Source organism: Pontibacter sp. LHS1 (assembly GCF_058932855.1).
On the sequence record NZ_JBZYWF010000001.1, the window covers coordinates 1,016,678 to 1,036,196 of the forward strand.

The 19,519-nt window shown below is 50.9% G+C and carries 13 protein-coding genes; 8 read left to right on the forward strand and 5 right to left on the reverse strand.

Features of this window, described 5'->3' with window-relative positions; genetic code table 11:
- The first annotated feature begins 6 nt into the window (after positions 1-6).
- The 3 genes from gcvH to AC5FXQ_RS04315 all read left to right on the forward strand — a co-directional run bounded on the left by gcvH (position 7) and on the right by AC5FXQ_RS04315 (position 3,805).
- Complete coding sequence (gene gcvH, locus AC5FXQ_RS04305; protein ID WP_007655448.1) at positions 7-387, forward strand: glycine cleavage system protein GcvH; 381 nt, start codon at positions 7-9, stop codon at positions 385-387.
- A gap of 70 nt (positions 388-457) precedes the next feature.
- Positions 458-784, forward strand: a complete 327-nt coding sequence (locus AC5FXQ_RS04310) for a VanZ family protein (protein WP_493601248.1) — start codon at positions 458-460, stop codon at positions 782-784.
- 369 nt (positions 785-1,153) lie between these two features.
- Positions 1,154-3,805 carry a S8 family serine peptidase gene (locus tag AC5FXQ_RS04315; RefSeq protein WP_493601249.1) on the forward strand — a complete coding sequence of 884 codons (2,652 nt, stop codon included), beginning with the start codon at positions 1,154-1,156 and terminating at the stop codon, positions 3,803-3,805.
- A gap of 204 nt (positions 3,806-4,009) precedes the next feature.
- Here the strand turns inward: AC5FXQ_RS04315 and AC5FXQ_RS04320 are convergent, their stop codons facing one another.
- The 5 genes from AC5FXQ_RS04320 to AC5FXQ_RS04340 all read right to left on the reverse strand — a co-directional run bounded on the left by AC5FXQ_RS04320 (position 4,010) and on the right by AC5FXQ_RS04340 (position 11,670).
- Positions 4,010-4,813, reverse strand: a complete 804-nt coding sequence (locus AC5FXQ_RS04320) for a M57 family metalloprotease (RefSeq protein ID WP_493601250.1) — start codon at positions 4,811-4,813, stop codon at positions 4,010-4,012.
- A gap of 357 nt (positions 4,814-5,170) precedes the next feature.
- Positions 5,171-6,052 (reverse strand): YicC/YloC family endoribonuclease, encoded by an 882-nt coding sequence (locus AC5FXQ_RS04325; protein WP_493601251.1) that lies wholly within the window; start codon positions 6,050-6,052, stop codon positions 5,171-5,173.
- 156 nt (positions 6,053-6,208) lie between these two features.
- Positions 6,209-7,360: a serine hydrolase domain-containing protein gene (locus AC5FXQ_RS04330; RefSeq protein ID WP_493601252.1), complete on the reverse strand. Its 1,152-nt coding sequence runs from the start codon at positions 7,358-7,360 to the stop codon at positions 6,209-6,211.
- A 7-nt stretch (positions 7,361-7,367) separates the two neighbouring features.
- Complete coding sequence (locus AC5FXQ_RS04335) at positions 7,368-10,511, reverse strand: hypothetical protein (protein ID WP_493601253.1); 3,144 nt, start codon at positions 10,509-10,511, stop codon at positions 7,368-7,370.
- 67 nt (positions 10,512-10,578) lie between these two features.
- Entirely contained in the window at positions 10,579-11,670 is a 1,092-nt protein-coding gene (locus AC5FXQ_RS04340) for an NAD(P)/FAD-dependent oxidoreductase (RefSeq protein WP_493601254.1), read from the reverse strand.
- 58 nt (positions 11,671-11,728) lie between these two features.
- On the opposite strand from AC5FXQ_RS04340, the gene AC5FXQ_RS04345 reads away from it, so the two are divergent.
- The 5 genes from AC5FXQ_RS04345 to AC5FXQ_RS04365 all read left to right on the forward strand — a co-directional run bounded on the left by AC5FXQ_RS04345 (position 11,729) and on the right by AC5FXQ_RS04365 (position 19,338).
- A complete protein-coding gene (locus AC5FXQ_RS04345) occupies positions 11,729-12,391 on the forward strand; it encodes an MBL fold metallo-hydrolase (protein ID WP_493601255.1) in 663 nt (220 codons plus the stop codon).
- Positions 12,392-12,400: 9 nt separating this feature from the next.
- Positions 12,401-13,105: a CDP-diacylglycerol--serine O-phosphatidyltransferase gene (gene pssA / locus AC5FXQ_RS04350; RefSeq protein ID WP_493601256.1), complete on the forward strand. Its 705-nt coding sequence runs from the start codon at positions 12,401-12,403 to the stop codon at positions 13,103-13,105.
- Positions 13,106-13,313: 208 nt separating this feature from the next.
- Complete coding sequence (porU, locus tag AC5FXQ_RS04355) at positions 13,314-16,868, forward strand: type IX secretion system sortase PorU (protein ID WP_493601257.1); 3,555 nt, start codon at positions 13,314-13,316, stop codon at positions 16,866-16,868.
- A gap of 49 nt (positions 16,869-16,917) precedes the next feature.
- Positions 16,918-18,042 (forward strand): type IX secretion system outer membrane channel protein PorV, encoded by a 1,125-nt coding sequence (gene porV / locus AC5FXQ_RS04360; protein ID WP_493601258.1) that lies wholly within the window; start codon positions 16,918-16,920, stop codon positions 18,040-18,042.
- A 15-nt stretch (positions 18,043-18,057) separates the two neighbouring features.
- On the forward strand, positions 18,058-19,338 hold the full coding sequence (locus AC5FXQ_RS04365) for a M16 family metallopeptidase (protein ID WP_493601259.1): 1,281 nt from the start codon (positions 18,058-18,060) through the stop codon (positions 19,336-19,338).
- The last annotated feature ends 181 nt before the right edge of the window (positions 19,339-19,519 follow it).

Consider the following 19,519-nt stretch of genomic DNA (forward strand, 5'->3'; position numbering starts at 1 on the left):
ATAAAAATGAATTTACCTGACAACCTAAAGTATACCAAAGACCACGAGTGGGTGCGCGTAGAAGGCGACGTAGCTTACGTAGGCATCACGGATTTCGCACAGAGCGAGCTGGGCGACATCGTTTATGTTGACATCGACACGGTGGACAAGCAGATTGGTCAGAACGATGTGTTCGGTACAGTTGAGGCCGTGAAGACGGTATCTGACCTGTTCAGCCCACTGAGCGGCACTGTGCTGGAGTTCAACGACAAGTTGGACGGTAGCCCTGAACTGGTGAACTCTGACCCTTACGGCGACGGCTGGATCATCAAAATGTCTATCGACGACGCTAGCGAAGTAGAAGGCCTGTTGACGGTTGAAGGCTACCGCGAAGTAATCGGTCAGTAATCTTGAACGTATAGAAGCAGGTTTGATCCTAAGGTATAATTTCTTTACCATTATTTGGGCAGCAGTGATCATGGTTTTGACGCTGCTGCCCTCCTCTTCTATGCCCTCCCTTTCGATCTGGGAGATCTTTTCTTTTGATTCATTTGCGCACGCCTTCATGTTTGCCGTACTCACTTACCTGATGACAGTGGGTCTGAAAAAACAGTTTACTTTCCCGCGTGTGCAGCACTATGCCATCCGCACAGCCTTTTTTGTGAGCTCCATGTTCGGCATCGCGATCGAGCTGCTGCAGCACTTCCTTATACCTGGCCGCCAGGGCGACATCATCGACGTACTCAGTAACACCATCGGCTGCATAATCGGCATCCTGCTCTTCAAGTGGATCTACAAAATGTAGATTACGCCAGTATATTCTCCCTGCGTCCCCCTTCCCAGCCAAGAGTGTTAAGTTCTACTTTGTAGTATTCCCTTGAGGGGATTATAGGGGTGTGAGTTCGGTGCTAAAATGCTAATCATGGCCAATTTGAAATTTACCTGCTCCAATTAACACCCCTCTGAGAGCTACGCTCGCTACCTTCGAACTCACGTTCTCGGTAGTCCTCAAGGGGAGAATTTGCTAGAACTTAACAGCCCTGCCTCTTCCCTGGTATAGTCCTGATTTTCAACAAATCCAGCTTTATTAGCTATTGCCTATATGGCAGCTATTGATTAGCTTTAGTGCTACTCTACCAAGATAGAAACTGAGCTTTACTCTTACGTCTGCTCTATGCCACCACGCTACAAACTTAAACAAACATTTTGGGTACCAGTGCTTTGCCTGCTGGCGCTTCTCCCGCTCCACCTCCAGGCACAACAAGCAGAACCATCACTTCCCATACAGGCAGTCCGCAAACTGGCGCCTCACCTGCAACAGCTCTCCAGAGAACTTCCAAGTGCTTCTTACCGCATCAGAGTATCGGACAAAGAGCGGTTCTATACCTGGCTGAAGCAGCAGCGACTAGACGCAACGGTATCCGAGCAAGGCGAGCGCCCCAACACTTTGCTGATAAGCGGCCTCAACCCAGCTCAATTACTGCAGCTGGCTGACTCCCCTGAAGTACTGTACATAGACAAGCCCAACCGCCAGGCCATAGAGGAGCTGGAGCTGCGAGACGCTGACTTCGTGGTGAACAACATCTATGCGGCTCAGGCCGAATTTCCAGAGCTGACCGGGCAAGGCATGGCGGTGTCGGTAAAGGAATACGCCTTTGATCCGGACGACATTGATCTGCAAGGTCGTGTTATTGACCCAGAGTCAATGGAGGGCAACCGCAGTCCGCACGCTACGACTATGGCCACCCTGATAGCAGGCGCCGGCAATACCGGTCCGAATGGTAAAGGTGTGACGCAGCATACCCTTATCGCGCACTCAAGCTTCGAGGAGCTGTTCCCTGACGAGAGCGAGACACTGCTGACTCAAGGTATAAGCGTGCAAAATCACTCCTATGGTGTGGGTGTGGAGAACTACTATGGCCTGGAGGCGCAGGCCTATGACCAACTGAGCTATCAGCATCCTGAGTTGCTTCACGTATTTTCGTCGGGCAACAGTGGTGACAAATCTGAAACAAGCGGTACCTATGCCAACCTACCAGGTATAGCCAACCTGACAGGGCAGTTCAAGACCTCCAAAAACACGCTGAGCGTAGGAGCATTAGACCCGGATGGGCAGGTCGGTATGCTCAGTTCCAGAGGTCCTGCTTATGACGGCCGCATCAAACCTGAACTGGTAGCGCATGGTGCCGGGGGCACTTCACAGGCCGCCGCTGTGGTTTCAGGTATAGCCTTGCTAGTGCAGCAGTCTTACAAGGCACAGTATGGCAGTCTGCCACCAGCCTCACTGGTGAAAGCAGCTTTGATCAACAGTGCCGATGAAGTAGGCAGCCCAGGACCTGATTTTGTATCAGGATTTGGCAATGCCGATGCACTCGGGGCGCTTCGAACCATACAAGCGCAGCATTTCAAATTGGATGCTGTAGCAACAGGTCAATCCCGCAGCATACAGCTGAAAGTACCCGCAGGGGTACGCCAGCTGAAGGCAACCCTGGTATGGCACGACCCTGAAGCGGATCCTAATGCCGAACGTGCGCTTATAAACGACCTGGATCTGGTGCTGCGCCATACCTCCTCGGGCAAGAACTGGCGGCCCTGGGTACTGAGCACTTACCCACATCCCGACTCGCTGCACCGACCAGCACGGCGAAGCATCGACCGCCTGAACAACGTAGAACAGATCACACTGGAAGCACCAGCAGCCGGCACCTATACCTTGCAAGTGACCGGCTATAAAGTACCACTGGGACCGCAGGAGTTCAGCCTGGTGTATGAACTGGAGCAGGGCATGGAATGGCTATACCCTGTTACCGCCTCTACCCTCACAGCCGGACACCCCAACCGCCTTGCCTGGCATGCTGGCACAACTACTGCTGGAACAGGCACACTGCAGTACCGCCTACAGGCTTCTGATACCTGGTATACTATAGCCGAAGGTGTAGATCTGGGGCAGGGCAGCTATACCTGGCAAACCCCGGACACAGCAGCATTAGCACAGCTCCGCATGCTCAGCAAAGGTATAGACCTGCAAACAGATGAGTTCATCCTGGCCCGGCCAGCAGATCTACGGATCGGCTTTAACTGCGAGGAACAGGTGATGCTGCACTGGTCCAGACAATCCAATGCCCAGGAGTATCAGCTATTCCAGTTAGGTGCTACCCATCTGGAACCGCTTCTGAAGACAACTGACACCCTTGCTATAGTAGACAGAAGCTTACTCCAAGGCAGTTACCTGGCAATGGCACCGCTCATTCAGGGCATCCAGGCCACCTACAGCCGAAGCATCACTGCCGAGGCTGAGACATCCCCCTGCTACATCAGTAACTTTCAGCCCCGCCAGTTAGTGACTCCTGATGTGGCACGCTTCTCCCTAAGCCTCAGCACCACGCACCAGTTGGCATACCTGCGCCTGGAGCGCTTAGAAAAAGACGGATTTAAGACTATTCACGCCGGTACCCCGTCATCCAGCCTACGCTACCAGTTCATAGACGAAAGTCCTATCCCTGGCCGCAATGTGTACCGGGCAAGTGTCACCACAACCGATGGCAAAATGATATATAGCCAGGAGGAGAAGGTAATTCATACTCCGAAGAACTTTGTACAGGTATACCCTAATCCGGCAACAGCAGGCGAGACTGTGTTTGTAGCTGTGGAAAGCGAAACGGTAAAAGTTCAGGTCTTTGATCGCCTGGGCAGATTTGTACAGGAATCGCAGGAAACAGGGATGCTGAAGGAATTGCAGACGAAAGGCCTTCCCCCCGGGCTCTACATCATCCGCCTTACCAATGAAAAAGGGAAAGTCCTGTCGAGTAAAATGGTGTTGCAGTAAGCTCTGAAATTGCAGGGCTTAACAGTCCTGATCAGGTAAATCCCAGCATCGACCGGATTCCCAGCCATCCTTATCAAACCGCATACCTATACCTATACCTATACCTATACCTATACCTCGCTGCTGTGCTTGAGAATAGGCACAAAAAAAGCACAGCTCCCTGCCGGGAACTGTGCTTCTCAGACCATAGTTGAACGCTCCGGATTACTGATACAGGTATCTCAGAGCTGTTCTGTCGTTGGAGTTGAAGTAGCGGTTCACGCCAGTGCCGATGCAGGCCAGCATCCAGGAGTTAGGATCAGCTCCTGTCGGTGTGCCCGGGATGTGCACAGCACCCACTGTAGAGGCACCCTCGTTGTAGTACGAACCGCCGCAGCTGTAGGCTCTGTTCATGTAGTCGGTGTGGCGGAAGCCGATCGTGTGGCCTATCTCGTGCGCGAGGATCGTGGCCAGGTAGTTGGTGCCCGGATTAGAGCCCAGGTAGTCGGAGTTCACGCGGATGGCGTTGTAGGGGTTGCCACCGGAAGGGAAACCGGCAGAGGCTAGGTAAGAAGAGCCGCTTGGCGCCTTCGACACCAGGATGTTGTAGCCCGAGGACACGCGGCGGAACTTCAGTCGCAGGTTCTCAGCGTTGAAGCGGCGGATGGCCTCGTCGAGCGCCGTCACATAGGAAGAAGGCAGGCTGGTGGTGATCGCCACGTTGATGGTGCGACTGGAGCCCACGCTTACCAGGTTGTTGGTGCGGTACTGCTCCTCCTCACCCACGCGCAGGGCAGTGGTTTCAGGAGAGGTCTGCAGGTCGCTGTCAGAGAAGAAGATGTCACCCTCCACAATGTAGCCGCCCTCGGTGCGCTGCACATTGTCGGTGTTGAAACCCATCTCTGAGATTTTAGCCATGGTGAGGGGTGAGATCTCATTGGCTGTTACTTCTGCCTCTTCTTTCTGGCAAGAGGAGAAACCAAACATGACCGCTAGGGCCAGGAGCGAAAGTAAGCGTGTTGTTTTCATTAAAATATATTTTTATAGTTAAACATGACGAAATATAGATGAAAACAACCAGCCATGCAACAGGCTAATCATTCTGAAAATCAGCGTTTTAACAGCATTTTTAACCCTCTGGAAAAGTTTCGGAAATAATAAACATTAAATATAAATTATATAAGAATTTAAGGATGCTTATGAAACTGGGTTGCAATAACAATGTGTATCCGGAACTGAAAAAAATTTCAAAAAAATTATCCGCCGCTTCTTTTTGTTAGCGAGTGTTCAAACACTAACCCTCTGCCAAGCTACCTCAACTACTGATCACAAAAAAGCAGCTACCTGTGTGGGCAGCTGCTTTAAGTTAGCTCGGTAGCAGGTTTGCTACAGAATATTGTTGATTTGCTCTTTTATCTTTTCCAGTTCTTCTTTCATTTCCACGACTTGGTGCTGTATGGCCGCGTCGTTGGCTTTGGAACCGATCGTATTGATTTCCCGGCCGATCTCCTGCGAAATGAAACCTAGCTTCTTGCCAGTAGGCTCCGGCAGGTAAACCGTTTCCGTGAAGTAATGCAGGTGGTTGATCAGGCGAACTTTCTCTTCCGCTATATCAAGCTTTTCCATGTAGTAGATCATCTCCTGCTCGTAGCGGTTCTGGTCGTAGTGGTCTGAGGTTGATATTTCAGTGATATGGTTTTTGATGCGGTTGCGGATGTGCTCCATGCGCACCGGGTCTTGTTTTTCGACCTCAGCCAGCAGTATCCGGATGCGATCGATGTAGGACATGATCTCCGCAGTGAGTGCCTTGCCTTCATCAGCCCGGAATGCGTTGATGCTCTCGATCGCCTGCTGCACCAGCGGCTGTACTGTATCCCAGTCGGCTTCGCCTTCCTCGTCTTCGCCCTGGTCCTGTTGCAGCACATCTGGCATGTGCAGGGCTAACCGGAAAAGGTCGTTTTTAGATCCGCCCACCATATCGGCAGCCGCATTCAGCTCCTCGTAGTATGCTTTGAGCAGGTCTTTATTGATGTTGCTCTTGGCTTTCTGCGCTTTGTTTCTGGCGTAGTCAACACAGATGCTCACTTTGCCTCGCACAAGTGCTTTTGTAAGCATGGTGCGGATCTCGTACTCACGCTCCGACAGGAAGCGTGGCAGGCGCACGGACAGGTCCATACCCTTGGAGTTGAGCGATCTGATTTCGACGTTAATGGAATACTGGTCAGTATCGAGGCGGGCACTGCCATAGCCTGTCATGGACTGCAACATAAGCACTATATAAGATGATGTTCCGGCAAATTAGCTATAATTCCTCACTTATACGCAGACGGAAAGTTAAAAGCTCAAAACCGGTCAGGCAGCGGGGTCCTGACATGGCGATGGAATTCCGGTCCTAGCCTTCTCTTTTTTGAGTGGATTTTATACTTAAGGTACCATTTGATTTACCGCATCGATCATACCCATGACCTCAGCAGGATGCCGGTCGATGCGCTCGCCCCTTTTCTTGCCAAGTCGCACAATCACAAGCTCTTTCTCAGGTATAACGATAATGTACTGCCCCAGTATGCCTCGTGCGTAGAAGATGGATTGGCCTTTGTAGTCTGGCAGTAACCACCACTGGTAGCCATAGTGCCTGGTAGGATCACCGGTATTGGCATCCGTCAGGCCGCTTGGGGTAAGCGAAGCCTGCACGTACTCCGGCGATACAAGGGTATCACCTTGCCAGCCCCCCTTTTGCAGGTATAGCTGCCCGATGCGGGCGAAATCGCGGGCATTGGAAAAGAAGCAGCAATAGGCTTTCTCGTTTCCAAGGGGATGGTCGATGCTCCACTCGGCCTTCTGCTCGGCTCCAAGTGGACGCCACAGTTTCTCTTCGGCATAGTCTGCCAGCCTTTGGCCGGTGGCCGCTTCCAGCACGAAAGCCAGTATCTGGGTATCACCGCTTTTATAAGAGAAGGCCTGCCCGGGTTCCTCCACCGCTTCCAGCCTTCGGATCACTTTCTTCAAGTCAGACCCATAGTAGGCCTCTGTAGTAACCGAAAAGGGGTTGCCATAAGACTCATCCCAGTTCAGACCGGAGCTCATCCAGAGCAGGTGCCGGAGCGTGATCTTCGCCTTAGCTCCTTCTCTGAACTCCGGCAAAAAGTCCCCTACCGGCTGGTCTATACTTTGGATCGCTCCCTCCTGCAGGGCTATACCTACCAGGATGCTCACGATACTTTTGGCCACCGAAAACGAGTTGCTCAGCGACTCTTCTGAATAGCCATCCCAGTACTGTTCATACAGAAGTGAGTCGCGGTGCACAACTACGAAGGCAACTGACTCTAGCTCCTTGTGAAGCTGCTGCAACTCCTGCGGCAGCGTAAGCTGATTGTAGTTAGTCGCAAGCGGCCAGGGCTGGGGCTCATCAGCAGCCTTGATCTTACGCTGGTGGAAGATCAGGTGATCATCAATATCAGCAAAGTTGTGGTACAAAGCTTTGTACACATAGTTTTTGTCGGCCATGTGCAGCCAGGCGGCTGCCAGACCGATCACCAGAATAAAGCCAATACCAAATCGTTTGGTTTTCCGGTTCATGCCTCTGTTAGAAGTCGTAACCTAAGGTGATGTAAAACTTAGGTCCTCTGCGGGAATTGTCCTCCTGGCTCCAGGCCATGTCAACCTTGCCGTATACCCCAAACAAAGTAGTTCGTGCGCCAACGCCATAGCCCAACAAGAACGGGTTACGGTAGTTGATCACCGTGATCTCGAACGGACTCGTGTTGGTCTGGTCTATACGGCCACCTATCACGCGGGTATTAATGGAGTTATTGCCCGTGAATGGGTTGGTTCCGTTGTAAGCTGAGCCAGCGTCACCAAATGCGATGAACTGCAGGTTGCGGAAGAAGCCCGATGGTATAGGTCCATCATAGAGATACTGCACAATAGGTACACGCAATTCCAGATTGGCCAGCAGCACTTTAGAACCCCGGCGCGCATTAAAATTGAAGCCACGAAGCGGAGTTGTGTAATCGAGGTAAAACAGGTCGGCTGGCGTTCTCACCACAACCGCATCACGTGGGTTGCCGTCGTCTTCTGATGCGAAGAGCCAGTTGTCCATGCCCCCGATCAGGAAGTTTTTGGGTGCATTGCCGAAGAAAGTGCCATAGTTGATGCGCCCTGCCAGCGTGATTTGCCGGTGAATTTTCTGGTAGTGGCGCACATCCAGGTAAAACTTACTGAAGTTCTCAGAACTGTGCTCAAAGTTTTTCAGGCTCATAATGCCTGCTTTCATGCGGGTGCCTTCCAGCATGTTCACACCCCGCACCACGGAGTTGTCAAATACCAGCTCCACACTACCGCCACCGAAGTAATCGATCCTGTCTGGTGTCACAAAACTGTTGATGTAGGTAAAGCGCGTGTTCACAAACCTGGGCTGCATGCGGATGCTGGTGCTGTAGCTGAGCGGGTATACCAGGGTAGGAGAGAACTCGTGTTTGCCGAAGCGCACCACAGAGCCCGGAAACTCCGGAGCCTGCCCCACGATCACATCACGTCGGTACTGTAAGCCGATGTCGAAACGGTTTTTGAGGTTCATGTACTCGGCAAACATGCGGCTGGTCTCGAGGTCGGTGCGGATAAAAGCGCTGCCCCGGATATGGTGATTCTCAAACAGGTCGCTCATGTTCACGCCAGCCACTATACCAAAGCCCAGCTGCGGATCAGCGTATACCGACGTAATCACTTCCTGCACACTAAAGCGCAAGTCATAATTTACAGGGCCTGCAATTGGTACGCCACCATCAGTTGTACGGGCACGCTGCGGTGCTGCGGCCTGTGTTTTGGCCTTTGCTTCGGTTTCCTGCTGCTCTTTGGCATCGCTCTCAAACTGGTAGTTTTCAATGTCTACCTCCCCCTGGCGTGGCGTTCTCTTCCGCGTAGTAGCGCCTTCCACTATTTTGCGTGTGGTAGCAGTTGTTGCCGCGGCGGCGCTTCGGGCGCGGGTTTCCAGTATGATCTGCCGTGAGGTCTTAGGGAGCGAGTCCTGGGTGGTAGGACTGAATGTCGGGAAAGCGTAAACAAAGCTACGGGCATTGTCTCTGGCCGTCAGCACCAGTGTATTTGCACTTCCTCCTACGTCATAGCTCTCGATATCCTGCAGGAAGTTGGTGATAGGACGGCTAGTACCCGTGGCAATATCATATCTATACAGGCTACGCACACCGGTCTCTTCGCTCAGGTATACCAGGTTGCCGTCATCTGTGGCGCGCGGACGAAGCTCACTTGCAATGGAGAAAGTGATTTGCCGGGCATTGCCCCCGTCACGCGACATCAGGAAGATGTCGTAATTGTTTACCACACTCGCAAAACTACCTGTGGCTGTCTGCCCTGTTGTGTCCACGAAGCGGTTAGAGCTGAAAGCGATGTTGTTGCTTCCTCCCTTCAGGAAGACCGGCTGTATGTCGTCGTAAATGTCGTTGGTGAGCTGCTGCTGCATACGCCCGCCGCTGGAGAGCAGGTATAGGTCTGTCTGTCCATCACGCACAGCGCTTATTAACAGGGTGCTGCCGTCTTCGGAGTAGCTCATGTCACGCACCTGCGAAAACTGGTTAAGCGTTACGGCAGGGGTGCGTATGTCGTCAAACACCGGAATACGGGAGCGCCGGCGGGTAGAGTTGATCTGCCGCAACACCATCTGGCCTCTCCTTGCTTCCACAAAACCAAGCTGGGTATTGGTACGCCAGGCCAGCACAGGCAACTTGTAGTCGATGCGCTGGTCAACGGTCTTATACCCGCTCTTCCACACCACACGGCTGCGGTTGCTTCCCACCTCCTTCACGATAATCTGATAGCTGCCATTCTCGTTTTCGGCATAAGCCATCAGCGTTCCGGCCGGGTTCAGCACAGGTTGGGTATAATGATTGTCTTTTTTGTTCTTCTGGAATACTTTATTCTCGGCAGGCAGGCTCACCAGCGGATTCTCGCCGCGGGTGTTGATCTGCATGTAGTAGTTGTGGCAGTCCTGCAGGAAACGCTTGTATGGAATGTTCAGGCTGCTGGTAATGCCCACCTCGGTATCGCGGGTAATGCGTGTCAGGTTCAGGATATTTTGAATGGAGGTATAGCCATAGCGTTCGGCAATGTAATTCCAGACAGCCTGGCCGCCCAACTCCTGGTCGCGGGCCAGTACGTCTTCCATGCGGGCTTTGCTGTTGACCATCAGCATGTCGCGCACATAGTTGTCCATGCGCAGGCTCCAGCCCTCGGCAGTATAAGCTGCTACGCCACTGATAAACCAGTCAGGCAGGCGCAGCAGGTAGCTGCTCTGCAGCGCCTCTTTCAGGCTGCCGCCATACATCATGTCGTTGAGCAGGAGCTCGGTCAGTTGATAACTCAGGTCACGCTTGAAGTCTGTTTGCGTACCATCGTAGGCCAGCTCCAGCTTGTTTTTGATAAAGAGCGTTTCGCCACCGGTCTGGAACTGGTCGCGCTGCATACCAATGTTGCTTTGCTTCAGGTCCGTCATCGAGTTATACACGATGAGTGTGATCTTGGAGTAAGGATAATAACCAATAAAACTGGTGATGCGCTTTAGTTCGCGCTCAGCATATTCCGCCGCATTGCGCGCCGACTGGTCGCCGCCGGCATAGAAGTATATGTTAAAGTTCTGGGTGCTGTAGAGCTTCCAGTCGAAGTTCTTATACTGAATTCGGCTCCGGCCAAAGGTCTGCACATTAGGCTGGGCCATAGCCACTTCGCCTGCAGCAACGCAGCACAGGAACAGTAACAATAACCTTATGGAGAAACGCATGCGCTTAGAGTTCTTGGTTATGGTGTTTTATGTAGTCGTAATATAACGAATAATATCTCGAAATGTGTACGTCTGGCAGTATTTCTACCCCTCCAATCAATGCCTTGGCAAATACATCAGCCAGGTAAGGCGCCATCAGCACACCTTTGGAGCCCATCCCATTGAACACGCTCAGCTGCGCATGTTCCGGGTGCCGGCCCATAAGCGGACGGCGGTCGCGCACGGCAGGTCTTATACCGGCCCAGTGCCTGCTCACCTGGTAAGATTGTGTGGTAATCTGCTCAAAGCGCTCGCTCAGTTCTTCCCTGCCTTCCGGGGTTGGCAGTTCGTCGGGTTGACGCCAGTTGTAGGTGGCCCCTATCTTGAAGCGGCCCTCTCCTACCGGAACAACGTAAACGGCTTTATTATAGATGCATTCCGGATTAAAATCCTGTGTTTGCACCTCCAGCACTTCGCCTTTAGTAGGCTGCAGCGGCAGCCATTTAAAGTACGGGTTCTGCACCACCTGCCAGCCTTCACAGAAAACCAGGTGCCTGGCCGTTATGTTTTTGTAAGCTACTCCCTGCTCTGTCAGTTGCAACTGATTCATTTTAAAACGCTCCTGCAACAGCGCATTCTCCTGCTGCAGCTCTTGAAGCAACAGGTCAAGCGTATCGGCTATGCGCAGGTAGCCGCCTTTCCTGATCATAATACCGCCAAATTGGTCCTGAACAGAAGACTCCTGGCCGGTGCTTTGGGTATAGGTGGCGCCAATGTATTCGCTCCAGTTTCCTTCGGCGCTTTTGGCCATCCAGTTGTTCTGCTCTTCTATGGTAGAGAATACTTTGTAGATGGGTTTGTGAATGTAGAGTTGCTGCTTGAATCGGGTCTCCAACTCACCGTAAAAGCTATCGGCATAAGGCAGCAGTGTGTCAACAAGCCAGGACTTGGCAAAGCGCTTACCAGCCACTGGGTTTACCAGGCCAGCGGCTACACGGGAGGCGGAGTTTGCTTTAGGTTCGTCGATCACCAGCACCTGCTGGCCCTGTTTGCGTAAGGTATAGGCAAGTGCGGCGCCGGCAATGCCATGCCCCACTACTATATAGTCATAATTCATACAGGCAATTTACGACTTACGCCTGAAGTTCGTAACTTAGAAGCCGAATTTGTGGGCTATGCGCCCTCTGAACGAGAACAACATGAACATCACCTGTCTTACATTTAACCCCTTCCAGGAAAACACTTACCTGCTGCACGACGACACCAAGGAATGCGTGGTAGTAGATCCTGGCTGCTATGAGCAAGCTGAACAGCAGGAACTGAAGCGCTACATTGAAGCAAACGACCTGAAAGTGGTGCGCCTGCTCAACACCCACTGCCACATCGACCATGTGCTGGGCAACAAGTTTGTAGCTGATACTTACAAGGTAGAGTTGGAGATAAACGAAAAAGAGCTGGAGATTCTGCGTGCTGTGCCGGTATATGCTCCGAACTACGGTTTTCAGATGTACAGCGGCATGGAAGCCTCGACTAATTACCTCAAGGAAGGCGACACGGTCAAATTTGGCAATACCGAGCTGCAGATTATTTTTGCGCCCGGCCACGCACCCGGCCATGTGGTGTTTTACAGTGAACCCGACAAGGTATGCATCGGAGGCGACGTATTGTTCAAAGGCAGCATTGGCCGTACCGACTTGCCTGGTGGTGACTTCGATACCTTGATCAACAGCATCAGAACAAAACTATTTACGCTGCCGGACGAAACAGTGGTATACCCAGGCCACGGACCTGAAACTACCATCGGTTACGAAAAAAAGTATAACCCATTCCTGCGCTAAGCCTTCCGGATGAAGAACTACATACCTAACGCCATCACCTGTCTTAACCTGTTTTGTGGGTGCCTGGCGCTGTACTTTGCGTTTAACTTTCGCCTGGAATATGCGGCCTACCTGATTGGTATAGCTGCTATTTTTGATTTTATGGATGGCATGCTGGCCCGCGTGCTCAAGGCTTACTCTGAGATAGGCAAGCAGCTGGACTCGCTGGCTGACATGGTTTCGTTTGGAGCCGTACCGGGTGCTATCATGTTTGCGCTGCTTTCACAAGCGGAGGCTACTGTGTTAGGTATACCTGCCGACATTCTGCCATTCTTCGGCTTCCTGATCACGATCTTCTCGGCACTGCGCCTGGCCAAGTTCAACATCGACACGCGGCAGGCGGAGTCTTTTATTGGCGTACCCACGCCGGCCTGCTCTATGTTTATCGGTTCGCTGCCGCTGATACTGGCCACCTCCGGCAACTTGTACCATAACGTTATCCTGAATCCTTACTTCCTGCTGGTGGTAACGGTGGTATTCTCATACCTACTGGTAGCGGAACTGCCGCTGTTTGCGCTCAAATTCAAGAACCTGACCTGGAAAGACAATGCTATCCGCTTCGTTTTCCTGGGTATCTCTGTCATCTTGCTGGCACTCGCCAAATTCGCAGCTATACCGCTGATCATCGTGCTGTATGTCGTGTTGTCCATCTTCAAGAAAGCCCCTACCACCTGAACCTTTCGCTGGGAACAATAGCGTGCTGCGTATGGGATTAAAGTCACCACAAGCTTAGCGCAAGGTATAGCGGTACCAGAAGATTAAGCTTTATGCAAATAAGGCAAACTTGCTGCGTAGTCGCAATTATCGATTATCTATTTAGCTGGAAGGATAATCTTCTGTAAATTTATACAGCTTCTTATCCATTCATTTACCTAAGTCTGCCATGCGGATTTCGTTGCTGCTGTATACCTGTCTGCTGTTTGGCCCCAGCCTGCTAGCGCCCCATGCAAGGGCACAGGAAAATACAGCGGCTACGCAGCAAGGGAAAACATATCGCAACGCCACCCAAAGCATTGAAGGTACCCAAGGCCAATTCGCCACTTCATCGGTGCTTAGCACAGGCAACTGGTATAAGATTGGCGTAACCGAGTCAGGTATACACCGCATCGACAGAGCGCTGCTGCAGTCACTTGGCATTAATGCACAGCAGCTGGACCCACGCACATTGCAGCTCTTTGGAAATGGAGGCGGTATGCTCCCGCAGCCCAACAGCGCACCTCGCCCTGACGATCTTGTGGAGAATGCCATCTGGATAGCAGGAGAAGCCGACGGCCGCTTCGACGAGGCAGACTATGTACTGTTTTATGCACACGGCCCTCATACCTGGCAAGCTACAGGTGTCAACCCCGCCTTTCACCACAGCCACAACATCTACTCCGATACTGCTTATTATTTTATTCGGGTGGGTGCAGGCAAAGGCCTCCGGGTAAGCGAGCGTGGTCAGGCAAGTGGTTCAGGCCAGACTATCACGAGCTATAACGAGCGCCTTTACCACGAGCGTGATCTGAAGAATATGGTGTACTCCGGCAGGGAATGGTATGGGGAGGACTTCAGCGCCTTTACAACCTCCCGCGAGATCAGCCTGCCTGTATCGGGTCTGGTGCCGGGATCTGAGGTAAGGCTCACGGCTTTCCTGATGGCAAACTCATCGGCTGAGAGCTCCTATACCTTGCGTCTGAACGGCCATACCCTGGGCACACAGACTATCAGTGGCCGCGGCACGTTTCCTTACCATCCGGAAGGCGTCAACAGCATCAGCACCTATACCTTAAACCAGCAGCTACTCGGGCAACCGACAGAGCTCAAGGTAGGGATCAATTTCAGCACAGGCAGCAACTCTACTGCCCTTGGTTTCCTGAATTACCTGACACTTAACTACGAACGCCAGCTCAGGCTTTACGGAGACCAAACCACTTTCCGCTCCGTGGCTAGTCTAACCAGCCCAGTGAGTACGTTCCGTCTGGCAGGTACGCCTGCTACCACCCAGGTATGGGATGTGACAGATCCGCTGCGGCCTATCGTGCAGCAAACAAACGTTTCCGGCTCAGACTTAACTTTTAGTGCTCCAACTGATGTGCTCAGGGAGTTTGTGGCATTCAGGAACAACACAGGCTTGAAACCAGCAGCTTTTGGGAGGGTGACCAACCAGGATCTGCACAGCCACAACCTCGATGGCAACCTCGATCTGGTTATCCTGACCCATCCCCGTTTTTTGCAGGAGGCTAATCGCCTGGCAGCGCACCGTCGGCAGCATAGTAACATGCAGGTTGCAGTTGTTACCACTACACAGGTATACAACGAGTTTTCCTCAGGAGCTCAGGATGTGACGGCCATACGCGACTACATGCGCATGCTCTACAACCGCAGCAGCAAGCAGGGCGACGATGTAATTTACCTGCTGCTCTTTGGAGATACGTCTTACGATTATAAAAACCGACTGACCAACAACACTAACTTTGTACCTGTATATCAGTCAAGGCAATCGCTGCACCCGATCAGCAGCTACTCTTCCGAAGACTATTATGGCTTTCTGGATGAGGACGAGGGCGAATGGGCCGAGAACAGCACCGGTGACCACCTGCTTGATATAGGTATAGGGCGACTACCTGTGAAGACCACGACAGAAGCTGCGACAATAGTTGACAAAATTATTGCTTACGACAGCCCGGGACACTTTGGGAAATGGCGCAGTCAGGTAACTTTTGTGGCTGACGACGGAGACTACAACGAGCACCTGAACGACGCCGAGTTCCTGAGCAGCTACCTGGAGCGCCAGCACATCAGTTACAATCCCAACAAGGTATACCTGGATTTATACCCGCAGGAAGCCGTTGCCAACGGCCAGCGTTCGCCCGAAGCCGTTGCTGCCATTGACAAAGCTGTAGAACAAGGCTCCCTGATCCTAAATTATACCGGACATGGCAACGAAGTCAGCTGGGCCTGGGAGCAGATCCTGACGGTGCCGCAAATAAACAACTGGAGAAACAAAGACCGATTGACTTTTCTGCTTACCGCCACCTGCGAATTCGGCCGCTACGATGACCCGAGGCGCTCCTCTGGTGCTGAACTTGCTTTGCTAAATTCACAAGGTGGTGCCATTGGCCTCCTTACCACAACGCGTCCCGTTTTCTCCAGCGACAACCGGGTACTCAATCGCAACTTCTATAGAGCGGCTTTCAGCCCGGTAAACGGTCGTATGCCTCGATTGGGTGATGTCATGCGCCTGACCAAAAACAGCAGCCTGACAGAAACAGGTGGATCAAGAGGTGTAAATAACCGAAACTTTACGCTGCTGGCTGATCCTTCGCAACAACTGGCCTATCCGCACTTGCAGGCACAAATCACACAGATCAATGGTAGGCAAGCCGTTTCTGATACGCTTGGGGCCCTGGGAAAGGTGAACATGAAAGGCGTGGTAACGGCTGCAGACGGCAGCATTGATACTGATTTTGATGGCTCTTTGCACATCACTGTTTTTGAGAAACCGATTACCCGCCGCACTCTGGGCGACAACACACCCGAACGCACAGGCGAACCAGCTATACCTGGCGGCAACCAGCCTTTACCAGTTCAGCTGCGCGAGAACATTGTGTATGACGGACAGGCCTCTGTTAAGTCAGGCGCTTTTGAGCTGAGCTTTGTTGTTCCCAAAGACATCGACTACCGTTATGGTACCGGCAAGATCAGCCTCTACGCCAGCAGTGCTGTCCACGACGCCATGGGAGCTGACACTGCAGTGGTCATTGGAGGCACTGCCTCAGGTATAGCCATGGACAACACGCCTCCGGTTATCAAGCTGTTCATGGATGACGAGTCTTTCGTATTTGGCGGCACGACAGGCCAGAACCCGGTACTACTGGCAAAGCTATTCGACGAGAACGGGCTGAACACGGCAGGTATAGGATCGGGCCACGAGATGATCGCCATATTGGATGAAGGCACCGACCAAGCCATTGTGCTCAATGACTACTACACCTCCGACCGCGACAGCTATCAGTCCGGCTCTATACGCTATCCATTCAAAGAACTGAAAGAAGGTCCGCATACCTTGTCGCTGAAAGCCTGGGACACGCATAACAATTCAGCAGAGGAGCGTCTGGAGTTTATCGTATCAAATAACGAAAAACTAACGATCACGCAGTTACTAAATTACCCGAACCCATTCTCCACGAATACAACTTTTCATTTTGACCATAACAGGGCGGGTGAAAATTTAGATATCCATATACAGATATTTACCGTATCAGGAAAACTGGTAAAAACGCTCCAAGGAACCAGTTACGCCAGCAAGTCGCACTTATCTGAAATAAACTGGAACGGTAGAGACGAATTTAACGACACATTAGCACGCGGCGTATACGTTTACCGAATCACTGTACGTTCTCTATATGATGGAGCTATGGCCACTAGATTTGAGAAACTTGTGCTCTTGAATTAGTAAAATCCTATAATATTTCTATATTTGATTTTGCAACAATACCCTCTATATGTATAAGAAAAATCTACTTGTAAAAGCCACTGCATTTGTGGCTGCATTCTTTTCAGTGCACTTTGCATCAGCACAAACATCTACTATTGGCCAGGACTCACGCACGGTAACTACTGCCGTTCCGATTTTGACCGTAGCTCCGGATGCACGCTCTGCTGCTTTAGGCGATGCGGGTGTTGCCATCAGCCCTGATGCGAACACACCACACTGGAATCCTGCCAAGCTGGGCTTTGTGCAGAACGACATGAGTGTAAGTTTTTCTTATTCTCCATGGCTGCGAAATATCGTGGACGACATGTCACTCAGCTACCTCTCGGGTTATAAGAAGCTCTCTGAAACATCCGCTATCTCTGCCTCGCTTCTGTATTTTGACCTTGGTGATATTCAGTTTATCGATGCCAACGGAAACGACATCACAGAATTCTCTCCTAAGGAGTATGCGCTATCAGTTGCTTACGGACAAGCTTTGAGTGAATACTTCAGCTTAGGTATAGGTGCCCGCTTTATTCGTTCGAACCTGGCTGGCAACGTGACAATTGGTGGTGGCGCTACGCCTTTTGAATCGCAGCCAGGCAACACTGCTGCTGTGGACGTGGGCGTATACTATAATCGCGATCTTTCTCAGAACCTGAACCTGGGCCTGGGAGCTAACATCTCCAACATCGGTGGTAAGATTGCCTATACCAATGGCGACCAAAAAGATTTTCTGCCTACTAACCTGAAACTAGGTACCGCTATTACGTATAACCTTGACCAGTACAACTCATTAACTTTTGTGCTTGATGCCAACAAACTGCTGGTACCATCACCAGGTGCTGACAGCACACAGACAGTGATCAGCGGTATCTTTACTTCGTTCGGTGATGCACCAGGTGGATTCAGTGAAGAACTAAAAGAAATCAACTTCTCCGGTGGTGTAGAGTATTGGTATAACAACCTGTTCGCTGCTCGTCTTGGTTATTTTTATGAAAACCCGGAGAAAGGTAACAGAAAATATATCTCAACTGGTGTAGGTTTGCGTTACCAGAAATTTGGCATTGACGCGGCTTACCTGATCCCAAGCGAAAGAGGTAATCCTCTTGCTGAAACCATACGCTTCAGCTTGTCGCTAAACTTAGATTAAAAAACTAATTACAGAATGCTTGATAGAACAAAAGCACCAGAAATACATGAAATAGAAGCAGTCACGCTACAAATCGCTGAGGTAAGTCACCTAAGCAACGGAGCGAGACTGCATTATATAAAAAGCGAAACCCAGCCTGTTATCAGGCTGGATTTTGTTTTTAAGGCGGGTAAGTGGTACGAAGACCAGCCCGGCCTAGCTGACCTGACGGGCAAGATGCTCTTTGAAGGCAGTATGAATTACACTGCCAAGCAGATTGCTGAGAAGGTAGCCTATTACGGAGCCTCTTTTGAAAATAACCATGGCTACGACCGATCGGAGTTCACGCTTTATTGCCTGAGCAAATATGTACCAGAGCTGCTGCCATTAGTGCTTGATGTCCTGCAAAACCCAATTTTCCCGACAGAGGAGTTTGAACTCCTTCGCAAGCGAAATCAGCAAAACCTGAAAGTGCAGCGCCAGAAGAATAACTATCTGGCAACCCACAGCTTCACAAAACTGGTTTATGGTGAAAAGCACCCCTATGTGTTTGGCCTCGATGAAAATGCATTAGATACTATAGCCAAAGAAGAGATAGCAAACTTCTATAAGAGCAGGTACAGCACGGACCAGCTAGAAGTATTTGCTTGCGGCGCTATCGATGAAGACCTGGAAAAACTGCTGGAAAAGGAGATATCAACTCTGCAGTTAGCAAAAGCAGCAAGTGACATAACTTCACCTACAATTGTGACTAACAAGCCTGAAGATTTTGTCTTGATGCCAGAAAGCCTACAGTCTTCTATACGCTTAGGCAAACAGTTTCCAATTATCGGGCATGAGGACTATCATAAGCTCGTAGTGCTCAATGAAATATTAGGTGGATATTTTGGATCAAGGCTAATGCGCAATATTCGGGAAGATAAAGGCTATACCTATGGTATCTATTCAGCCATATCGCCGAAAGAATATGACAGCTTATTTTTCATAGGCACCGACGTCAACTATCAAGTAACTGACAAAACAATAGAAGAAATCCGTAAAGAGGTTAAGCTACTGCAGGAAGAGTTGGTGCCTGAGGATGAGTTACAAACAGTAAAGAGCTACATGCTCGGCAAGTTCCTAAATGACATAGCTACTATATTTGAGCAATGTGACCGGTATAAGCGCATAGTACTGCATAAACTACCTTATGAGCATTACAATAACTACATCAGCACTATAAGAGGCGTAACAGCTGAGGAACTTCGAGATCTAGCAAACCAATACATTGCTTTAGATGGACTGAAGACTGCTATCGCCGGTAAAAGACCTGATTAGGCTAACTTGATAGTCCTTATCACATATAGATAAACAAAGAAGGCTGCCTTGTTGGGCAGCCTTCTTTGTTTATATTAAAAGCAATGACATTTAGAATAAAACTCTATGATAGAATCGAGTTCATACCTCTTCTAGAGGTCCTCCTATTCAATTCTGGCAAAGCAAAATATCAATACCAGAC

Coding starts and splice junctions, on each gene's coding strand:
- AC5FXQ_RS04325 (WP_493601251.1), bottom strand. CDS start 6,052: ATGTTGCAGTCCATGACAGGCTATGGCAGTGCCCGCCTCGATACTGAC.
- AC5FXQ_RS04320 (WP_493601250.1), bottom strand. CDS start 4,813: ATGAAAACAACACGCTTACTTTCGCTCCTGGCCCTAGCGGTCATGTTT.
- AC5FXQ_RS04340 (WP_493601254.1), bottom strand. CDS start 11,670: ATGAATTATGACTATATAGTAGTGGGGCATGGCATTGCCGGCGCCGCA.
- AC5FXQ_RS04345 (WP_493601255.1), top strand. CDS start 11,729: ATGCGCCCTCTGAACGAGAACAACATGAACATCACCTGTCTTACATTT.
- AC5FXQ_RS04330 (WP_493601252.1), bottom strand. CDS start 7,360: ATGAACCGGAAAACCAAACGATTTGGTATTGGCTTTATTCTGGTGATC.
- porV (WP_493601258.1), top strand. CDS start 16,918: ATGTATAAGAAAAATCTACTTGTAAAAGCCACTGCATTTGTGGCTGCA.
- gcvH (WP_007655448.1), top strand. CDS start 7: ATGAATTTACCTGACAACCTAAAGTATACCAAAGACCACGAGTGGGTG.
- pssA (WP_493601256.1), top strand. CDS start 12,401: ATGAAGAACTACATACCTAACGCCATCACCTGTCTTAACCTGTTTTGT.
- AC5FXQ_RS04335 (WP_493601253.1), bottom strand. CDS start 10,511: ATGGCCCAGCCTAATGTGCAGACCTTTGGCCGGAGCCGAATTCAGTAT.
- AC5FXQ_RS04310 (WP_493601248.1), top strand. CDS start 458: ATGGTTTTGACGCTGCTGCCCTCCTCTTCTATGCCCTCCCTTTCGATC.
- porU (WP_493601257.1), top strand. CDS start 13,314: ATGCGGATTTCGTTGCTGCTGTATACCTGTCTGCTGTTTGGCCCCAGC.
- AC5FXQ_RS04315 (WP_493601249.1), top strand. CDS start 1,154: ATGCCACCACGCTACAAACTTAAACAAACATTTTGGGTACCAGTGCTT.
- AC5FXQ_RS04365 (WP_493601259.1), top strand. CDS start 18,058: ATGCTTGATAGAACAAAAGCACCAGAAATACATGAAATAGAAGCAGTC.